The organism is Myxococcus sp. CA051A (assembly GCF_013336705.1).
GTDB lineage: Bacteria > Myxococcota > Myxococcia > Myxococcales > Myxococcaceae > Myxococcus > Myxococcus llanfairpwllgwyngyllgogerychwyrndrobwllllantysiliogogogochensis.
The window spans coordinates 1,210,391-1,228,128 of sequence record NZ_JABUMS010000001.1 but is presented as its reverse complement, the minus strand read 5'-3'; the positions used below and the strand labels follow the sequence as shown (position 1 = coordinate 1,228,128).

General features: G+C 69.0%; 16 protein-coding genes. 6 read left to right on the top strand and 10 right to left on the bottom strand.

The features are described 5' to 3' along the window. Positions 1–69 precede the first annotated feature (69 nt). Positions 70–1,587, bottom strand: coding sequence for a hypothetical protein (locus tag HUA74_RS05020; RefSeq protein ID WP_174453581.1), 1,518 nt, complete (start codon positions 1,585–1,587; stop codon positions 70–72). A gap of 207 nt (positions 1,588–1,794) precedes the next feature. On the opposite strand from HUA74_RS05020, the gene HUA74_RS05015 reads away from it, so the two are divergent. Continuing rightward, entirely contained in the window at positions 1,795–2,481 is a 687-nt protein-coding gene (locus HUA74_RS05015) for an SDR family oxidoreductase (protein WP_174453580.1), read from the top strand. 225 nt (positions 2,482–2,706) lie between these two features. On the opposite strand, the gene HUA74_RS05010 is transcribed toward HUA74_RS05015, so the two are convergent. Continuing rightward, positions 2,707–3,231, bottom strand: coding sequence for a hypothetical protein (locus tag HUA74_RS05010; protein ID WP_174453579.1), 525 nt, complete (start codon positions 3,229–3,231; stop codon positions 2,707–2,709). A 136-nt stretch (positions 3,232–3,367) separates the two neighbouring features. Here HUA74_RS05010 and HUA74_RS05005 point away from each other — a divergent pair, with 136 nt between their 5' ends. Beyond that, positions 3,368–3,832, top strand: coding sequence for a hypothetical protein (locus HUA74_RS05005; protein WP_174453578.1), 465 nt, complete (start codon positions 3,368–3,370; stop codon positions 3,830–3,832). A 33-nt stretch (positions 3,833–3,865) separates the two neighbouring features. Here the strand turns inward: HUA74_RS05005 and HUA74_RS05000 are convergent, their stop codons facing one another. From HUA74_RS05000 to HUA74_RS04990, 3 genes are all read right to left on the bottom strand, one after another. Continuing rightward, positions 3,866–4,678 (bottom strand): S1 family peptidase, encoded by an 813-nt coding sequence (locus HUA74_RS05000; RefSeq protein WP_217443331.1) that lies wholly within the window; start codon positions 4,676–4,678, stop codon positions 3,866–3,868. 111 nt (positions 4,679–4,789) lie between these two features. After that, positions 4,790–5,539 carry an RNA methyltransferase gene (locus tag HUA74_RS04995; RefSeq protein WP_174453577.1) on the bottom strand — a complete coding sequence of 250 codons (750 nt, stop codon included), beginning with the start codon at positions 5,537–5,539 and terminating at the stop codon, positions 4,790–4,792. 38 nt (positions 5,540–5,577) lie between these two features. Then, complete coding sequence (locus HUA74_RS04990; RefSeq protein ID WP_174453576.1) at positions 5,578–6,399, bottom strand: MBL fold metallo-hydrolase; 822 nt, start codon at positions 6,397–6,399, stop codon at positions 5,578–5,580. 110 nt (positions 6,400–6,509) lie between these two features. On the opposite strand from HUA74_RS04990, the gene HUA74_RS04985 reads away from it, so the two are divergent. Together HUA74_RS04985 and HUA74_RS46575 are read left to right on the top strand one after the other, a co-directional pair. Further along, entirely contained in the window at positions 6,510–7,397 is an 888-nt protein-coding gene (locus HUA74_RS04985) for a LysR family transcriptional regulator (RefSeq protein WP_371817193.1), read from the top strand. 216 nt (positions 7,398–7,613) lie between these two features. Continuing rightward, positions 7,614–10,100, top strand: coding sequence for a hypothetical protein (locus tag HUA74_RS46575; protein ID WP_174453574.1), 2,487 nt, complete (start codon positions 7,614–7,616; stop codon positions 10,098–10,100). Positions 10,101–10,235: 135 nt separating this feature from the next. Here the strand turns inward: HUA74_RS46575 and HUA74_RS04975 are convergent, their stop codons facing one another. Together HUA74_RS04975 and HUA74_RS04970 are read right to left on the bottom strand one after the other, a co-directional pair. Next, positions 10,236–11,219 (bottom strand): aldo/keto reductase, encoded by a 984-nt coding sequence (locus tag HUA74_RS04975; protein ID WP_174453573.1) that lies wholly within the window; start codon positions 11,217–11,219, stop codon positions 10,236–10,238. Positions 11,220–11,376: 157 nt separating this feature from the next. Beyond that, complete coding sequence (locus HUA74_RS04970) at positions 11,377–12,783, bottom strand: alpha/beta fold hydrolase (protein WP_174453572.1); 1,407 nt, start codon at positions 12,781–12,783, stop codon at positions 11,377–11,379. A gap of 134 nt (positions 12,784–12,917) precedes the next feature. Between HUA74_RS04970 and HUA74_RS04965 the strand changes: the two genes are divergently transcribed. Together HUA74_RS04965 and HUA74_RS04960 are read left to right on the top strand one after the other, a co-directional pair. Further along, complete coding sequence (locus tag HUA74_RS04965; RefSeq protein ID WP_141645348.1) at positions 12,918–14,612, top strand: histidine kinase; 1,695 nt, start codon at positions 12,918–12,920, stop codon at positions 14,610–14,612. Next, the gene (locus HUA74_RS04960; RefSeq protein WP_141645347.1) at positions 14,609–15,301 is read left to right on the top strand and encodes a LytTR family DNA-binding domain-containing protein; all 693 of its coding nucleotides are present in this window, start codon (positions 14,609–14,611) and stop codon (positions 15,299–15,301) included. The genes HUA74_RS04965 and HUA74_RS04960 overlap by 4 nt, the downstream gene beginning before the upstream one ends. A gap of 57 nt (positions 15,302–15,358) precedes the next feature. Here HUA74_RS04960 and HUA74_RS04955 read toward each other — a convergent pair whose 3' ends face one another. The 3 genes from HUA74_RS04955 to HUA74_RS04945 all read right to left on the bottom strand — a co-directional run bounded on the left by HUA74_RS04955 (position 15,359) and on the right by HUA74_RS04945 (position 17,672). Further along, positions 15,359–15,874: a hypothetical protein gene (locus HUA74_RS04955; RefSeq protein WP_174453571.1), complete on the bottom strand. Its 516-nt coding sequence runs from the start codon at positions 15,872–15,874 to the stop codon at positions 15,359–15,361. A gap of 44 nt (positions 15,875–15,918) precedes the next feature. Continuing rightward, positions 15,919–16,449, bottom strand: coding sequence for an RNA polymerase sigma factor (locus HUA74_RS04950; protein WP_217443330.1), 531 nt, complete (start codon positions 16,447–16,449; stop codon positions 15,919–15,921). Between the two features lie 206 nt (positions 16,450–16,655). Further along, a complete protein-coding gene (locus HUA74_RS04945; protein WP_174453570.1) occupies positions 16,656–17,672 on the bottom strand; it encodes a neprosin family prolyl endopeptidase in 1,017 nt (338 codons plus the stop codon). Positions 17,673–17,738 lie beyond the last annotated feature (66 nt).

Here is a 17,738-nt window from a genome sequence, read left to right as displayed (position 1 = left end):
CGCTGTGCCGCGTTGGGCGATGGAGGCACCCCCAGCACATGTTCACGTGCGCCAGGAATCTGCCCTGGCTCAGGGGAGCTTGAAGACCCGCAGGTTCTCTTCGCCCCTGCGCACGTAGACGAGGGCGTGGTGCGTCGCCAGGTAGAAGAAGCGGTTCTTGACCAGCTCATGCCATCCACCGAAGGCGCCAGCCTCGTACTCGGGGGCCTCGCGCAGCGTGAGGGCCACCGGGTCCACTTCGTAGGTCCGGTACTCGAAGCTCCCATCGCCATCGCGGTCATACCGGAACGCGGCGATGTAGCGATTGAGCGGAGGCACGTAGGCGAACACCTGTCCCTCGAAGTATTCGCTGAAGCAGCGCGCACGCACCAGGTCGCTCGTGAGCTTCAGCTCGCCCCACTTCGTCGTGTCCAGGTCGTAGGTGATCAGTCGGGGAAAGTGCACGTGCGACTCCTCGTGCCCTGGAGCCGGGAAGCTCACCAGCGTGCGCCCCACCCTGGCCATCTGCGCGAAGAACCAGGTGGGAGGAGTAATGACCTCCCACTTCCAGGACTTGTCCGCGGTTCCGAACGACCACCACCGCGAATAGTTGCCGTTCTCCGTGGGGCCGAACACATAACGGCCCGCCACCTCGTCCCAGAACGTCCACCCGGCCGCGCCACCGTAACCCGTCTCTCCATTGTAGGAGGCGCCCGGGGTGTTGAACGGGTTGTGGCGCGTCCACTTGCGCGTCGTCAGGCTGTAACGCCACATGCGCCGGACGCCAAAGGCAACCTCATCGAGGTCCGGGTTGTAGACGAGCCCGTTGTAGGTATGACGGGCCGTGGGGTTGCCTGTCGAGGCAGCGGGCCGGGCCGGGTCGAAGAACTCGTCCCCGGTGACGTCGCTGTCCGGATGCGACCTGGCGTACTCCGAGGCGGGAGGATAGCTGCTGTATGTATTCCCCCAGGGAACCTCCGCCCAGTTCGCCGAGTGGTCCGGGAGCTGCTCGATGCTCCAGCGCATCTGCGCCATGTCGAAGCGGTAGATGCCGTTGTTGGAGCTGTCCGCGTGGCCTCCACCGAAGGCCCACCAACGCGCGCGCGGCGCATCCAGCGCCACCCCTGAGTACGCGTTGATGACCCCGGCGATTCCCTGCGAGCCGAGGTCCCGGAAGCCAGGAAGCGCCGCCTTGACCTCCGCGTCGAGCGTGGTGAGCGGCGTCCCCGCGACTTCAATCCACCGGTCCTTCGGGACGAGCGCCCACGACACCTCGTTCACGAGCCCAGTCGCGTCACGCCCCGGCGTCCACACGTTGCCCACCAGCGTGCCGGTCTCCGTGCCATGGCCCCAGGTGAACTCGGGAGGAGGCTGCTGCCCGCCATCCGGTGAAGTCGTCCCTCCGTCGGGCCGCGGCCCTCCTCCATCCGGTGACGTCGTCCCGCCGTCGGGCCGCGGCCCTCCTCCATCCGGTGACGTCGTCCCGCCGTCGGGTGAGGGCTGCTCCCCAGGAGAGGGGTCCGACGAGTCGCATCCCGCGACGACGAGTGAGAGCGACACGAAGAGAATCCAAGGAGACAAACATCGGCTCAGACGGCCCGTGGTCATGCACTGCTCCGAGACAAGATGGCTGAACGCCCGCGCGTGGGCCCAGGCAAGTGACATGCCATGGGGCGCTCACACGAACTCCTCCACGGATGCGCTCGGCGACACGGGAGCACTGGCGCGGAGACAGGGGGGACAACCCCCCATCGTGTGGCCCACGTGCCCCACAGTCCCCCCATCAGACGAGGTCCAGGTCTATGGTCCGGCGCCATGAATCTCGTCATCACAGGCGCCAACCGTGGCATCGGCCTGGAGCTCACCCGGCAGTACCTCGCGCGCGGCGACACGGTGCACGCGGGAGCCCGAGAGCCGGCGGAGGCCCGCGAACTCACCGCCCTCGCGGATGCCTCCGGCGGCCGGCTGCGGGTGTATGCCCTCGACGTGACCAGCGACGAGAGCGTGCGCGCGTTCGCCGCCGCGCTGACGGAGCCAGTGGACCTGCTCATCAACAACGCGGGCCGGCGCACCCGGCGAGACGACCTCGAGGATGTCTCGCTCGAGGACGCGCTCCAGATGCTGCAGGTGAACGCGCTCGGTGCCCTGCGAGTGACTCGCGCGGTGCTGCCGCGACTGCGCGGGACGCCCGGGGCGAAGATCGCCAGCCTCAGCTCGGGGCTCGGTTCCATCACGGACAACACGTCGGGCGGAGGCTACGGCTACCGGATGTCGAAAGCGGCGCTGAACATGGCGACGCGCTCGCTCGCGGCGGACTTGCGCGGCGAGGGACTCATCGTGGTGACCATCAGTCCCGGATGGGTACAGACGGACATGGGCGGCGCGAGCGCACCGACACAGGTGTCCGAGTCCGCCGCGGGGCTGCTCGCGGTGCTGGACCGCGTGACGCCGCAGGACAGCGGAGGCTTCTTCGACTTCCGGGGCGCGCGCATCGACTGGTGAGCGAAGTGGCGTCACTCCTCAGTCCAGGCCCCTGACAATCATTCGCAAACAAACACCCGAGGACCTCGCGGGCTGAAACAAGCCTTGAGTATCGCAGAGGGCTGTATCGGGTGACCGTGGCCGCCGTTTCCTCCAGCGTTGCGCCGATGGCCCCCACCCCATCGATGACCGACGGGTGAGGGGCCATCCTCGCCATGCACGGGACGCCCGTGCTCGGAAGGACCGTCAGTTCTTGACGACGGTGGTGATGATCAGCGGAGTCGGAGTTCCGATGAAGCTGCCAGCGGTGTTGGTGCACGGCATGGGCACCTGCGAGAAGTCCGCGGCGTAGTAGCCGTAGGTGGAGCCATTGCCCTTCTCGTAGAACTCCTGACCATCCGGGAGGACCACCTTCCAGACGTAGTTGATGCTCGTGTACTGCGTGGACGACCGCGCCCGGATGACACCCGTCACCGTGGTACCCCAGTGGTACGGAGCCACCGCCGGCGCCTCGACGGTCTGCGGAGCCGGAGCCCAGTCGAACGTGCTGGTGGGGCCGGTGCTCCCGCCCCAGCCGTAGATGAGGAACACGCTCGTCCCCCAGGGCAGGTCATCGTTGCGGTACGTGAGGGTGATTTCCGCCTGGGAGGTGCTGAAGTAGCCGCACGTGTTGAGCACCGTGCGCGCCTGCACCCACTGCGAACCCGCGAGAGCAGAGGTGGAAGTGAGCATCAGGGCGAGCACGAGCGCGTGGCGGGTAATTCGGGACATGCGAAGACTCCAGGGTGTGGTTTGACAACCGCGTCCCCTTACCAGAGCCAGGGGGCACGCTGGAACCCAGGGGTGCCGCGACGTGTTTGAATGACTGTCCGACACGAGCAACCCCGCCCGTCGAGCACGCCCACCCATGCCTCGCGAGCCTCCCATCGTCCTGCCCGTCTTGCTGTCGCAGCTCCGGCTCGCGAATCCGTGGGCGCTGCTCCTCGCGAAAGAGGAGGGCTATCCGCTCTCCACCGCCAGCCTGCTCTCCGAGCGCTACGTCATGAAGAGTGACGAGAAGCCCTTCGCGCAAGAGCTGCTCGGCCGAAAGCCGAACCTGTGGGTCTTCCGCTGCGACCAGCGTCGCTTCGCGGGTGACTTCGTCATCGTGGACATGGCGGAGCCGCGACCCGCGCGGCGCCAGGTGGTGGTGCTCGACCTCAAGATGGGTGCGCCCCTCGTTCTCGGCGGAGGTGGAGCAGGCGTGCAGCTCACCCACGCGCAGGACGCGGTGGAAGGTGTCGCGGCCCGCAAGGGCGTCATCGCCCCAGGCACGCCATACGTGCTGGCGACGGGCGACAAGGACGTCATCCTCGCCTGGCTGCGCGAGTGACGGCCCCAGGCATGTAGCCGCGACACTCTCCGCTCAGGGCGTCGTCTGGAATCCCGCCCCCATCACCGTGCCGTCGAACCCGCTGGCCGCGTCCCGAAGGCGGAGGTCCTTCAGGATGTTGGCCGATGAGGTGTAGACGTACGGCGGAATGGCAATCGACCGACGGGTGGTGATGCCGGCCCACGGCCCCTCGGACTGGAAGTTGTTCGACGACGACGGGTACGCGCTCCCCGGAACATGCCAGATGACAGGGCCTCCCGAGTCGCCGGCCGCGTGCTGGGCCCAGCACTGGTACAGACCATTGCTGTTGTTGGTGATACGGCCGTAGTAGGTGCCGGACGGCGCCGACGTCACCAGCTCGTTGTTGTTGAACCAGGCGGCACCCAGCAGGTTCTCCCGGCTGCCTTCGACCACGAGCACCCCGGTGATTTTGAGATGCGGGCCCTGGGCCGAGAGCTGCACGTCCTCGACGAACTGGAGGATGGCGTAGTCCAGAAACGGCTGGAGTGCCTTCGGCTTGATGAATCGCATGTATCCGATGGGGCCAAACGCCACGTCGTTGGCGTCGTAGATGGGCGCCAGACCATAGGGAATCAGGACACCTTCGTAGGTGTCGCCACCGTCGAGGCAGTGTCCCGCGGTGATGCCGACACGGTTGCCATAGCTGTCGGTTCCGACCGGGCCCATTGTGCAGAAGGCCTCCGGATAGGCCGGGTTGAAGATGATCTTCATGCCATTGGCGACGAGCTTGGGGCTCGTCTGGGCAACGGCTTCACCCGCCCCTCCCACCAAGGAGAGGACAGCGAGGGTGGACAACAACACGACGGCCATCCGAGTGATGCGCATATCGCTCCTTCGATCCAGGGCTGAATCCCGCGGGCACCGTACACCACCCACCCGTCCTGGATGACGACGGCCCCCGGGCAGTGCTCGTGGACCTGGAGTCCTCCGCACGCCTCAGCCCTTCTTGTCGGATTCCGGACGCGCCGTCGGGCCCACCACGAGACGCGAGATTTGCTTGAAGGCGGTCAGCCACAGCTCCACCTCCCGCCTCGTCAGGGCCGAGCGGGTGAGCGAGTGGGTCATCTCCGCGAGCAGTGCATCCGGTCCCTGCCGATTGAGGAACCCCACCTCCAGGAGGACCAATCGCATCCAGGACTGAAGCGCCTGCACCAGCCGCAGCGGCGCGCCCTCCACCGCGCCCGGTGACGCCACCTCCACCTGCTCGCGCGCGCAGAGGTACAGGAGGACCGCCGCCGCCTGCGCCAGGTTCATGGAGGGCTGCTCGGGCCGCGTGGGAATGACGAGCGCCTGCTGGCAGTGGCTCAGGTCCTCATCGGACATGCCGCGCTTCTCGCCCCCAAGCACCAGGGCCACCTTCCCCCGCTGCGAGTGCAGCGCCAGCAGCGCCACCGCATCCTCGGGAGAAAGGGTGGGCATGCCGCGCAGGTTCTGCCGCGAAGTGGTCCCCACCGCGAGCACCACGTCCTCCAGCGCCTCGGGCAGGGTGGGAACGATTCGCGCGGCCTCCAGGACATGGCCGGCGTGCACCGCCATGCGCCGGGCGCCGTCCATCTCCTGCAGTTGAGGATCGGAGAGCACGAGCTCCGCCACGCCAAAGTTCGCAGCCAGGCGCGCCACTGCGCCGAGATTGTCCGGGCCCTGCGTCTGGTGCAGCACGACGCGCAGGTGGGAGGTGAGAGCCATGCAGCCACCTTACTGGCCGCGCACAGCCCCCGTCGCGCTCATCCGCTCCGTCCTGTCCTCTCCCCCGGGGGCGACGCGGACCACAGCCCCCGAGAGAGCACCTCGTCCAGGTTCCTCCGGTGGAAGAACGCCTCGAAGTCGCCTCCCTCCACGTCCTCCGGAAGACAGGCTCCGAGCGGAATCGCGCGGACACGCTCCGGCACGCCCCGCGTCTCGCGCACGGCCGCCTCCAGCGCCCGCAGGTAGTGTCGCGCGGCCCCCAGCGTGCGCGCGGAGGACACCCCGCCGTGCCCCTGGATGACCCTCGTGCGCCCCCTCGCCTCGGCCCGGGCCAGCGCGGCATCGATGTCGGCCGGCTCGCCATACGCGACGTAGGCCATGTTCCCCACCGCGATGTCCGCGCTGAGCAACACGTCCAACGCGGGGACGTCGAGGTTCAGCGTGCTCGCCGTGTGCCCGGGATTCGGGAACACGTCCAGCGTGTACCGTCCCCACTCCAGCGACAACGGCGCGTCCACGCACCGGTCCGGCGCACGGTAGAAGCCCGTCTCCTCGTCCGAGCGGAAGCGCTCCAGGCGAAAGGTCTCCTCGAACCGCGCGTGAGCCCACACCGACGCCTCGGGGAACGCCTGGAGCCCCGCCAGGTGGTCGCTGAAGCCATGCGTGCAGACCACCTGCCGCACCCGGGCCCGAAGGGAGCCAGCCACCCACTCCCGGAGCGCCTCCGCGTCCGCCCGGCTCGCGAGCGCGTCCACCATCAGCACCTCACCCTCCCGGAGGAACAGCGTGGCATTCGAGTCATACGCCTCCCCCGTGACGACCCAGACCTCAGGGGCCAATCGCAGCGTCTTCAAGCCCATCCCGGCACCTCTCGTCAGCGAGCAGGCGTGGGTTCTCCCGAAGTTTCCTCCATGCGTCCAACGCATCCTCCGAATCCATCCATGCGAGAATCGAATGGATGACCCTGGACGTGAGACACCTTCGACTGGTGGCGGCCGTGGTGGACACCGGCTCGGTGACGGCGGCGGCGCGCGTGCTGCACCTGTCCCAGCCCGCGCTGAGCCACCAACTCCGCGACGTGGAAGAGCGGCTGGGCACCGAGCTGTTCCAGCGCGAGGGCCGACGCATGGTGCTCACCGGCCCCGGCCAACGCGTCCTCGAAGCCGCACGCAAGGTGATGGCCGAGGTGGAAGCCGCCGAAGCGGACGTTGCACGGCTCGCGCACACGTCGCAGGGCATCCTCCGGCTCGCCACGGAGTGCTACACGGCCTACCACTGGCTGCCGGCGGTCCTCCGGCGGTTCTCCATCCGCCATCCCCAGGTGGAGGTGCGCATCGCAGTGGAGGCCACGCGCCGCCCGGTGGAGGCGCTGCTGGCGGGGACGCTGGACCTGGGCATCGTCAGCGCGCCGACGCGGCACCGGCGCCTCGCACATGCGCCCCTCTTCGAGGACGAGCTCGTCGCCGTCATGGCACCAGAACATCCCCTGGCCAGCCGCGGCGTCCTGCAAGCCGCCGACTTCGCGCGCGAGCACGTGCTGCTCTACAGCATCCCCCTCACCGAGAGCACCTTGTTCCAACAGGTGCTCACTCCCGCCGGCGTCTCCCCCGCGCGCGTGTCCCATGTGGAGCTGACCGAGGCGCTCGTCGAGTTGACCAAGGCCGGGCTCGGCATCGCGGTGCTGGCCCGCTGGGCGGTGGCCCCGGAGCTCTCACGCGGGACGCTGGTCGCGGTGCGTGTGACACGCAAGGGACTGCGCAGGCACTGGCACGCCGTGTGGCCCCGCGCCGTGCGCCCCACACCCCACCTCACCTCTTTCGTGGAGCTGCTCGCGAAGGCGGGCCCCCCGGGACGATGAGGCCTCAACACCGTTCCTGATGAAGGGCCGATGTGGGTACGCGCTGTCCGTGTGCCTCAGATGACGGACTCAAGCGCACCGAGAGCCTCAAATTCCTGAGAGAACCTCAGGGGCTCGAGGCTCTCGGTGCGACGGCGTCGCTCGAAGTCGTCTGAAATACTTGAAACACCATAAGACGAGAAAGGGTCCGGCAATTGCAGTCGTGTGTGACCCCCTATGCGCACACCCCTGATCAACTCCTGGACGCATCGTGTTTCCCTGTTCCTCGTCGTGGCACTCCTCTTCACCGCTTGTAGTGATGACCCGCCGAAGCCCACGCCCGATGCGGGCCCTGATGACGCTGGCATCCCCGACTCTGGCGGAGGCCCTGGTCCCGATGCCGGCCCCGCGGATGCTGGCGAGCCTGACTCCGGCACTCCTGACGCAGGCCAGCCCGATGCGGGCGGAGGTGAACCCGATGCGGGGACCTCCTGCGCGCCGACGGTGACGGACGTCCTCCAGAACGGAGAATGGGACCCCCGCTTCTCCATCGCGGGCGTCTCCGGCATGGATGGCCATGTGCCCCATGTGTATGACTTCGCGAAGACGCCCTCGGGCGACCTCGTCGCCGCCGGGTACTTCCGCTGGCTCGGCACGCAGGCCACGCCTCCACTCATCCAGCGCCACGACGGAAAGTGGCAACCCCTCCAGAGAACATGGGAGCAAGGGCTTCCCGGCGCGGGCTTCTCTTCCGTCGCGGCGAAGGACGACACCACGCTCGCCCTGGCGACGAACGACACGTTCGGCGCGCGCTCGGGTGAGGTGTGGCTCGCGACGCCCGAAGGTGTTCGCGTCATCGGCAGGTTCGACGGCCTGGTTCGCACCATGGCCTTCATCAAGGGAGAGCTCTGGGTCGCGGGGCAGTTCCAGCTCGCGGAGAACGGGGCCATCGGCCTGGCCATCTGGGATGGGAGCACCTGGCGGTTCCCCACCGGAGGCCCCGCCAATGGCCCCGTCTACGAGCTGCTCGTCGACGGTGATGACGTCTGGGTGGGCGGCGGCTTCTCCCAGGTGGGTGGCATCTCCAGCAACATGGTCGCCCGGTGGAATGGGAGCACGTGGGAGGCGTACGACCTCCCTCTGATCGGCAACGGCGTCTTCGCGCTCGCGCTCGGAGACGACGGGACGCCCTATGCGGGTGGCACGTTCGCCTACGACTTCAGCATGGATGGCGTGGGCTCCATCGCCCGCTGGAATGGCACCGCGTGGGAGATGCTCAACAAAGGCGTCAGCACCGGGCAGTTCCCCGGCGTCGTGACGGACCTGGTGTTCAACGACGGCAAGCTTCACGTGGGTGGATGCTTCTCCCACGTCAACGGCCATGCCTGGAACGACCCCAAGGCCATCCCCGCGAATGCCCTGGCGCAGTGGTCGCCCACCACCGGATGGGAGCCGTGGCCCAATGCCACGCTGCCCAACCGGACCGTCTGGTTCGCGCCGCTCTACTGTGGCGATGAGGGCCCTTCCGCCTTCCCCCTGTGGGAAGTCCCCATCCAGCGATTCCTGCTCGACGGTGAGCGCCTCTATGTCGCGGGCACCTTCCCCAGCGTCAACGGCGCGGCATCCCAGAGCCTCGTCTCCTACGAAGACGGCCAGTGGCGGACCGAGGGCGGCGAGTCCGGCGACGGACTGAGCGGGCGACCCGATGTGATGGCGACGGGAGGCCCCCAGTGCACCGTCCACATCCTGGGCGAAATCTCCCATGCGGGTGGCGAGGCGGTTCCGCGCACCGTGCTGCAATTCAGTGACGCGGGCTGGAAGCCGCTGGCGGCACTGCCGGAGATGGAGTGCTCGGACCTGGCTGTGAATGCCCGGGGCGACATCTATGTCTCGTGTACTGACTGGAACGCCCTCCAGTCGCACGTGCTCACGTGGACCGGGGAAGCGTGGCGGTCACTCGGAGACCTGAGCGCACACGGCTTCATCTTCGACATGACCCTGGACTCGCTCGGACGACCCTGGCTGTCGACCCTGCTGGACACCACCGGGCGCGTGGTCCGCTGGGATGGCGAGCGTTTCGTGCTGGTGGCGGACGGCTTCGACAGCCCCGTGTCCGCGCTGGCCCTTCGTCCCGAGAACGAGGACCCCGACCACCCCGCCTTCGTCGCCGCGGGCGAGTTCACGCACGTGGGCACATTGGCGGCGCGGCGCATCGTCCACTGGAACGGCACCGCCTTCGAGCCCCTGGGCGAAGGACTGAGCACCTCCGTCATCACCGTCGCCTACGGGGAGCGCGGCATCTTCGCGAGCACCAACATGGAATTGGGGCCGGAGGGCCTGCCCGTGCCAGACCGCATCACACTCGGACACTGGGACGGTACCGCCTGGGTGGAGTTGGCGACGGCTGAAAACGGGCTGCCGCCGCCCATGAACGAGAGCCGGGGCGGTGTCCATAGCTTCCGGAAGCTCGTCCCCAGCGGGAGCGACCTCGTCGCCGTGGGCACCATCATTCCCGAAGGCGGGGGCCCCACCCATGCGTATGTCTTCAATGGCGAACGGTTGCTGCCCATTGGAGGGGGCGTCAACGCCATCAGCGTCGATGCCGTGGCGCTGACACCCGACGGTATCTGGTTGGGAGGTTTCATCGCCGAGGCCGGACGCGACGCGCGCCGCATCCCCTCCGTGGGCGTGGCGCATCTGCGCCGGCGCACCACCGTGCCCTGATGCCGGACGGGCGCGGCTTGCCATTCTTCGCGCAAGCCGCGCCACCCCGGAGCCGTTCACGGCGTCATGCGGGCATCCCATCGCCCGTGACTTCCAGGGCGCCCCAGCGCCGGTGAGCGCCTTCTTGCGAACGCGTCAGCGGTGCACGCTGCTCATGTCCAGGTAGCGAAGCCCCGTCGCCGCTCCCACCGGGAACACCGAGTCGAGCTGGGCGAGGTCCGCGCCCGTGAGTTCCACGCGCGCGGCACCCGCGTTCTGCTCGAGGTACTTCACGCGCTTGGTGCCGGGGATGGGCACCACGTCCGGGCCTCGGGACATCACCCATGCGAGCGCGAGCTGCGCGGACGTCACGCCCTTCTGCTTCGCGAGCTGCTCCACGCGCTGCACGAGGTCCAGGTTCTTCTGGAAGTTGTCTCCCTGGAAGCGCGGGTTCTGTCGTCGGAAGTCGTCCGCGGGCAGGTCCTCGAAGCGCTTGTACTGGCCGGTGAGGAAGCCGCGCCCCAGTGGACTGTAGGAGACGAAGCCGATGCCCAGCTCGCGCACCGTGGAGAGTACGCCGTCCTCCTCCACGTCGCGCGTCCACAGGGAGTACTCGGTCTGCAGCGCCGAGATGGGGTGGACGGCGTGCGCCTTGCGAATCGTCTCGGGCGCGGCCTCGGACAGGCCGAGGTAGCGCACCTTGCCCGCGCGCACGAGCTCCGCCATCGCGCCGACCGTGTCCTCGATGGGCACCTTCGGGTCCACGCGGTGCTGGTAGTAGAGGTCGATGTGGTCGACGCCCAGGCGCTTGAGCGAGGCCTCGCACGCCTGTTTCACATAGGCCGGGTCGCCCCGGATGCCCAGGAACTCGCCCTTGGCGCCACGCACGTTGGCGAACTTCGTGGCCAGCACCACCTGCTCGCGGTGGCCTCGAATGGCGCGGCCCACGAGTTCCTCGTTGGTGAAGGGCCCGTACATGTCCGCGGTGTCGAGGAAGGTGATGCCCAATTCGAGGGCGCGGTGGATGGTGCGCAGGGACTCCGCCTCATCCCCGGCGCCGTAGAACTCGCTCATCCCCATGCACCCGAGCCCCAGCTCCGAGACCACCAGCCCTTGCCGACCCAGCTTGCGCTGCTTCATCGTCCTGCCTCCGCGTTCGAGTGCCGTTGCGCGCTGAAGGTGCGGCCGGAGCAAGAGCGGTGCACCGGCCCGGCGGCAGGCGGAGGTCAGGCCGCCTCCTCGACGACCGCGAGGCGGCGGCCCGTCCCCCACACGAGCGCGGGGCGAGCGGGAGACCTCAGGGCTTCGCCTTGATCTCCATTCGCTCGTCGCGGAGCGATTCACCCTTCAGGAAGGACTTCATCCGCTCCAGGATGCGCGGGTCCGACTGGAAGAGGCCGTCGTGTCCCGCGCCCTCCAGCACCAGGTGCACGGCCCGGGAGAGTCCGGGGCGCAGCGCCTCCGCGTTGTCAGGGCTCGTGCGCCCATCCAGGGTGCCGCTGATGAGGAGCACGGGCACGTCGGCCTTGAGAGGGCCACGGAAGGACTCTCCCAGGTCGCTCACGCCGGCCACATCCTCCGCCAGCAGGGCGCCCGGGTTGACGCTGCCACCGAGCACCGCCTTCGCCGCCTCCCGCTCGATGAGGGCGCGTCGCGCCGGACTCACACCGGAGGCCGCGTCCATCGCGAGCGACATGGGACGCAGCAAGCCTTCGCGAAGCCTGCCCGCGAACGGCGCCATCGCCTCATGGTTCCCGGACTCCAACGCCGTGAGCAGGGGGAGGAAGCGCCGGAAGGTGGCCGGGTCCCTCAGGGATTCGAAGGCGAGGCACTGAAGGTCGAAGGGGCTGACCTTCCAGGTGCGGCGGTCACCCTTCTCCTCGTCCGTGAACTCCACCGTGAGCGGCTTGCTCCGCAACGACTTCACCAGCTTCGCCAGCCGTGCCTTCAGGCCGGGCCCGCGCTCACCCTCGGCGCGCAACACGGCCTCCCAGCGCCCGAGCAGCGCCTCCGCGTGGGCAGGCCGCTTCCAGGTGTCATCAGGCCCCTCGATGCCCGCGAGGATGATGTGGTCCACCCGCTCCGCGTGGCGCCGCACGTAGGCGAGGCCCAGGTGGGTGCCGTAGCTGATGCCCCAGAGGTTGAGCTTCGGCGCGCCCAGCGCCTTGCGCAGCATCTCCAGGTCGTCGGCGTTCTCCACCGTGGTGAAGGCCCCCAGGTCCACGCCGGCCGCGGTCCAGGTCCGGCTCGCCTCCGCGGCGGCCTTCTTCACCGTGGAGGTGAGCAGCGCCTCGTCCATGCGCTGGTCGAGCGGGATGGCCCACAGCTGCTTCAACTCGGGATGGGGGTTCGACTGGCCGGTGCCGCGCTGGTCCAGCGCGATGACGTCGGCCACCTCGCGCAAGGCGAGGAACAGATCGAAGCGGCCATACCGTGCGGCCTCGATACCGGAGCCGCCAGGGCCACCCGCGAGGTAGACGATGGGCGCCCCGGGCGAGGGGCTCGTGCTCTTGAAGCGCACGAAGCGCAGGGGCAAGCCCGGGCCCTCGGGGTGGGCATGGCGCAGGGGCACGGTGAGGGTGCCCAGCTCCGCCTGAACGGTGCGACCGTCGTGGGCCTGGAAGGTGTGGGGCTGCAGTTGGAGGCCCTGGGCCTGGGCGAGGGACAACGGAAGGATGAGGGCAAGCAGGAGCACGGCACGCATGGCGTTCCTCCGAGAAGGGCTTCAGGGAGGAGAATGCGGTGGCCAGCACGGCACGTGGGGTGCCGGTCGCCCAACGTCTCGCGGTGTCGCCGGAATGCGCGTGGGGCGGCGCCAGGCCGCGTATGTTGAGGCCCATGATGTCCTCCGCCCTCTTCGCGGGATGCTTCGCGCTCTCGCTCACCGCTTCGGCCGCGCTGCCCTCCGCGCGGCAGGGACTGGTGCAGGTGAACACGGAGGATCTCTCCCCGGAGGTCGCGCTCTCCGGAGACGCACGGGGCTGGCGCACGGTGGCGGCCGACCAGGTGAACGAGGGGACGGGCCCCTATTGGCTGCGCACGCAGGTGGACGTGCCCCCGCGTGAAGCCGGAGCCCCGACACCTGCCCTCGCCCTGTCGGTGCTCGGGTCATGGGAGGCGTGGTGGGACGGCGGGCTGCTGGGCCGCAACGGACAGGTGGGGCGGACGCCCTCGGAGGAGGTACCAGGACGGGTCGATGCCCTGCTCCCGCTTCCGACCGGACTCAGCGCGCCCGGCCCTCACGTGCTGACGATGCGCATCTCCGCGCATCGACTCGGCTTCCAGCCCGTGGGCACCGTCCACTACATGCAGGTGGGCGAGGCCGCGTCACTCGCTCAGATGCGGATGCTCGGACTGGTGCCAGCCCTTTGCATGCTGGGCGCGCTGGTGCTGATGGGGCTCTACCACCTCGTGCGCGTGCGGCTCGCTCACGGTGGGCTCGCCACGCTCCTGCTCGGCGTGCTGTGCCTCGCCGCCGCGGCGCTCGTCCTGATGGAGTCGTGGCGCGGGCTCGCCAACTATCCCTACCCACAGCATGCGCTGCGGCTGCGACTGCAGGCGGCGGCCGTGCTGGCGGTGGCGGCGCTGCTGCCAGCGACCGTCCACGCGGCCTTCGGCGAGCCACTCCGCTGGCTGCGGTGGGTGGGACTGGGACTGGGGCTGCTCGCGCTCGTCTTCGTTCCGGGCTTCGATGCCAAGAACAGCGTGGCGCTCGGGGCCTCGCTCGTCGTCTCCACGGCGCTCGCCGTGCGCGCGTGGCGGAGAGGGGAACCGGGGGGAGCCCTGGGCGCGCTGGCGGGGCTCTGTTTCGCCGGGACGCTCTACCTGTTGGAACCCTGGGGCTTCTCCGAGCGCGGCTTCTTCGTCGCCTTCGGAGGGCTCCTGGTCTGCCTCACTGCGATACATGCCCGGCGGCAGCGCCATCAGCAGGAGCGGTTCGAGAGTGCGACGCGCGCCGCGGAGCGCCTGCAACTGGAGTTGCTCAAGCGCAGCCTGCAGCCGCACTTCCTGATGAACACGCTGGGCGCGCTGAGCGAGTGGGTGGAGACGGAGCCCGCGCAGGCCGTGCGCTTCATCGAGGCCCTGGGCGCGGTGTACCGGCACCTGCTCGCCGTCTCCGGTGAGCGCACCATCCCGCTCGCTCGCGAGTTGGAGTTGTGTCGCGCCCATCTGGAGGTCATGGGCTGCCGACAAGGCACGGCCTTCCAGTTGGAGACCGAGGGCGTGGACCTGTCGGCCCCCGTCCCCCCTGCCCTGCTGCACACGCTCTTGGAGAACGCCTTCAGTCACAACCGCTACGTCTCGCCCCACACCTTCCGACTCGAAAGCAGCCTCGTCGCCGAAGGCACGGGGCCCCGTCGGCGTTACGTCTTCCTCGCGCCTCCGGGCACGGGGACGCGCCCGGGAGGTGGTGAGGGCACCGGCTCGCGCTACCTGCGCGCGCGTCTGGAGGAGGCCTTCCCTGGTGCGTGGAGGCTCGAGGATGGGCCCACGGATGCGGGCTGGAGGACGCGGGTGGAGGTGCCGGCGTGAGACTGCTCATCGTGGAGGACGAGCCACTGGCGGCGCGCCGTCTCGCCCGGCTGTGCGAGCAGCAACTGGGGCCGGACGCTCCGCCCCCGCGCGTGTGCGCGAGTCTGGACGAGGCACGCGAGCTGCTGGCCGAGCGCACCGTGGACGTACTGCTGCTGGACCTGAACCTCTCGGGGGAAGACGGCTTCGCGCTGCTCGAGGAGGTGGCCGCGGGCGCGTTCCAGACAGTGGTGGTGTCCGCGAACACAGACCAGGCGCTGCGCGCCTTCGAGCTGGGGGTGCTGGACTTCGTGCCCAAGCCATACACGCCGGAGCGGCTCGCCCTCGCGCTCGCCCGAGTGGGAAGCCGCGCGGCCACTCCCCTGCGGGCTCTCGCGGTGAGGAAGGGCGGAGGCGTGGTCCTCGTGCCCCTGGACTCCGTCGCGTACATCCAGGGCGCTGGCGACTACACCGAGCTGGTCCTGCGAGGAGGCGGCACCGAGCTGAGCGAGAAGAGCCTGGAGCGGCTCGAGCAACTGCTCCCCGCCGACTTCTTCCGCATCCACCGCTCCTATCTCATCCGAGTGACGGACATCCGCGAGCTCATCTCCACGGAGGGCTCGCGCACCTCGGTGGAGCTGCGAGACGGCACCCGACTGCCTGTGGGCCGCAGCCGTGTTGGAGTGCTGCGCAAGCGACTGGAGGCGTAGGCGCCGTCGCTGATTCCCGCAGCGGCGTCAGGGGGAATGACCCAGGCGAAGCAGGCGTCACGCCGCCGAGCCGACCGCCGGGCTCCTTCGCGCGAGCGCCCGCAGCTTCAGCACCTGGTACGTGGCACCGAGGAAGAAGAAGGCCACCAGCACGAGCAGGGCGGTCTGCACGGGCGGCGACTCCGGACTGCTGGCGATGGGCTGGCCCGCGGGAAGGCGCGTCAGCGTCTCGTTGATGCCGGGCACCAGCAGCACCATGAAGCTGGCGGACAGCGTCAGCGTCTCCACGTAGGGCGTGGCGCGACCGAACCCACCCACGCGCGAGGCGACGACGCCCACCGCCATGAGCACGAGCGCGAGCAGGCCCAGTCCATGACCGGGGTTGAAGCCGCCCGTGATGGAGAGACCGAACGACGTGAGAATCGACGCCACCATGCCGAGCAGGTACAGCCGGCCCACGCGGGTGCCGGGGTCGATGCGTCCGTCGCGAAGGAAGCCCCAGACACCGAAGACGATGGGGGGCAGGCTGAGCACGGTGTGGATGATGCCGAGGGTGGACATGGGATTGGCCATGACAGGTCTCCTTCTTCGGATGTCGATGAGGCGGGGATGAAAGGTCAGGCCAGCAGGTACTCGCGCACCATGGCGCGGGCCCGGTGCAGCCGGCTCTTCACGGCGGGCACGTCCTCGCCCAGGCGCTCCGAGATTTCGCGGATGGACAGCTCCTCGAAGTCGCGCAACAGGAAAACCTCGAGGTAGTGCGGAGGCAATGACTCCAGCGCTGAGGCCACATCGAGTCGAGCGGAGTCCGGCGTGTGCGAGACCATCCACTGGTCGGCCCGCGCCTCCTCGTAGGGGTCCTGCTTGAGGGCCACGCGCCCCAGGCGGCGGCACTCGCGTTGAACGATGCGGAACAACCAGCCCGACAGGGACGCCAGCTTCCGGACCGAGCCCAGGTGGCGGGCCAGCAAGAGCAGCGACTCCTGGACCGCGTCGTCGATGTCGCTGATGAAGCAGCGCTGCTGCGCGTACCGCCTGAGGTTGGGCTGGAGCGCCTGGAGGAGGCGGAGCATCGCGTCGCGATCCCCCGCGTGGGCCGCGAGCAGCATCGCGTCGGGAGCAGCGGGCAACGGGTGGGCGGCGGCCATGCGAGTCCCTGGAAGACGGCGGCGGGGAAAATGCCCTGCCTTGCCCACTAAGAGGCGGGCACCCGACGAACGGATTCGCGACCTCGACGATTTTCTCCGGACCGCGCCGCCCGATGCCCGAGCGGCGCGTCAACCCCTTGAATCTACACACCGGGCGATGCCCCCAGAGCGAGGACACGCCCGTCTCCCAAGCTTCCGAGCGGTGGCTACCCGCCGCCGTTTCCGCCGTAACGGAGGTTCGACAGGCCCGGGTAGTACAGGCCGTAATACGCGGCGTTGGAGACATACGTCTGCCCGGCACCAATGCTGTAGCAGTTGGTGCCCGAGTGGGTGCACATCTCGTCGATGGCGCCGGAGGCCGCGTTCGGTGGGAACAAGCCGTTGCCCATGTCCGTCACCGGCGGCAGGCGCGCACCCGCGTCGAACACCTCACCGTACCAGTGGGCCATGTCGCCCGACGTGAAGGCGCCGCCCCACCGTGAGCCGGGGAAGTAGCCCACCCAGGCATCATTGAAATACACCCACCAGTCGGTTCCCGAATAGAGGACGAAGAAACGCGGCTTCGCGCCGATGTAGCCGCTCAGGTCCATCCCCGGGTAGTAGCTCGGGTGGACCTGCACCCAGCCCGTGACGTGCTGGAAGACGCCTCCCACCGTGTGGCCGACGAGCAGGGTGGGATACGACGTCTGGAACTTGCGGTAGCCCGTCGCGACAATCGACGTGCTGCTGCCCCGGACCATCGACACCACCGTGCTGGCCTGGTCCAAGGTGTGGGCGACCTGGGGGTTGTTGATCTGAAGACGCGCGCCCACCCCCAGCGAGTAACCCGTCTCTGACGTCGGCTTGTACACCCCCACGTAGAAGATGGAGTCGGCGCTCGCATGGACGGGACGATTGTCTTCGGACGCGCCGGGCATCGCGGGCAGCCAGGACGCGAGCGGGCGCGGCGGCGCCGGGTTGTACACCGCCTGGGGCACCTGCCCGCTGGGGCAGAGCCGGGCCGTGGTGACCTGGGCTTCCTGCCGTGAGTCTCCCACGACGAGGGCCGTGGACGGTGCCGTCACGCGCAGCGCTTCCGCGGAGAGCGGGATGCAGCGGTAGTGACCTACCGCGGAGGGCTGGTCCGCCTGGGCCGCGGGCTCCTTTGCATCAGGAGCGCCACAACCCAGGGTGACGAGTGAAAATAGACAAGCGACGCGGGAGAACAGCGAATGAGGCTGCATGGTGACTCCGGGGCCCCAGGACCTGGGGCCAGTCGAGGAGCGGGGCACGGCGCCACCATGCTTGTC